At 55.4% G+C, this 1,257-nt stretch carries 1 protein-coding gene; it reads left to right on the top strand.

What is annotated here, in order from left to right:
- Positions 1–65: 65 nt before the first annotated feature.
- A protein-coding gene (locus ACM6IP_RS22730) for an IS3 family transposase (RefSeq protein WP_414862324.1) occupies positions 66–1,213 on the top strand; the annotation gives its coding sequence in 2 pieces (ribosomal slippage) (positions 66–321 and positions 321–1,213; 1,149 coding nt in all).
- Positions 1,214–1,257: the final 44 nt, after the last annotated feature.

Here is a 1,257-nt window from a genome sequence, read left to right as displayed (position 1 = left end):
GACTGAGCTGGTCTAATGACCCCGGACACCTCAATGGGGGAAACTATATCCATTGAGGAGTCACCATGACCAAGAAGTACAGAAAGTTCGATGTCGCCTTTAAGCTTGATGTCTGCAAGCTCATCGTCGATCAAGGCCAGAGTGTGAACTCGGTCTGCCTTGATATGAACCTAAGCGATACGGCGGTGCGCCGCTGGGTTGAGCAATACAGGGCCGAGCTATTGGGTGGCCCGGGAATTGGCAAGCCGTTGACCAGCGAGCAACAGCGTATTCGCCAGTTGGAACAGCAAATTCGCGAGCTGAAAATGGACAACGACATTCTAAAAAAAGCTACGGCCTTCTTTGCCCGCGAATTGAAGTGATCCACCAGATGGTTCACCAATTACAACGCAAGGCCTACCCGGTGGCTCGTGTCTGTCGGGTGCTGCGGATCAGTCGCTCCGGGCTTTACGAGGCCCAACAGCGTCGCTTGAAACCCGAGCCCGCCTGCCCGGCAGCGACCAGGATCAAGGCAACCTTTGAAGCGTCAGAGCATTGCTATGGTAGTCGTCGCGTGCTGGGCGCATTACGCAAAGAAGGCCTGTCCATTGGTCGTTTCAAGGTGCGCCGTCTCATGAAACAACAAGGTCTGCGCCCGGTCTGGAAGCGTAAGTTTGTTCACACAACCAACAGCAATCACAACTTGCCGGTGGCTGAAAACCTTCTAAATCGCCAGTTCAACCCTGGCGCAATCAATCAGTCCTGGGTCACGGACATTACTTATATCCGCACGCGCAGCGGCTGGGTGTACTTGGCAGCGGTCATGGATCTGTTCTCGCGCAAGATCGTGGGCTGGGCCATGGCCCCCCATATGCGGGCCGAACTGGTGATCAGCGCCATGCAGTTGGCCATTGCTCAACGGCAGCCAGAGCCGGGTTTGATCGTCCATTCGGATCGGGGCAGTCAGTACGCAGGAGCGGCCTACCAGACCTTGCTGACGCGCAACGGGATGCGTTGCAGTATGAGCCGCAAGGGTAACTGCTGGGACAACGCAGTGATGGAGCGCTTCTTCCTGAACCTGAAAATGGAGCGCACTTGGAGGAAGGATTACGCCAACCAAGGTGAAGCGATAAAGGACATCACGGACTACATCGTGCGGTTCTACAACGAGGGACGATTGCACTCGACGCTGGGCTATTTGCCGCCCAATCAATATGAGCGACAAGCAGCCTGACAATCACCGATTGAGGTGTCCGGAAAAAGTTGACCACTACAGAC

Origin of the sequence: Pseudomonas sp. IT-P176 (genome assembly GCF_949767245.1) — a bacterium.
Lineage (GTDB): Bacteria > Pseudomonadota > Gammaproteobacteria > Pseudomonadales > Pseudomonadaceae > Aquipseudomonas.
This window is presented reverse-complemented; position numbering and strand designations above follow the sequence as displayed.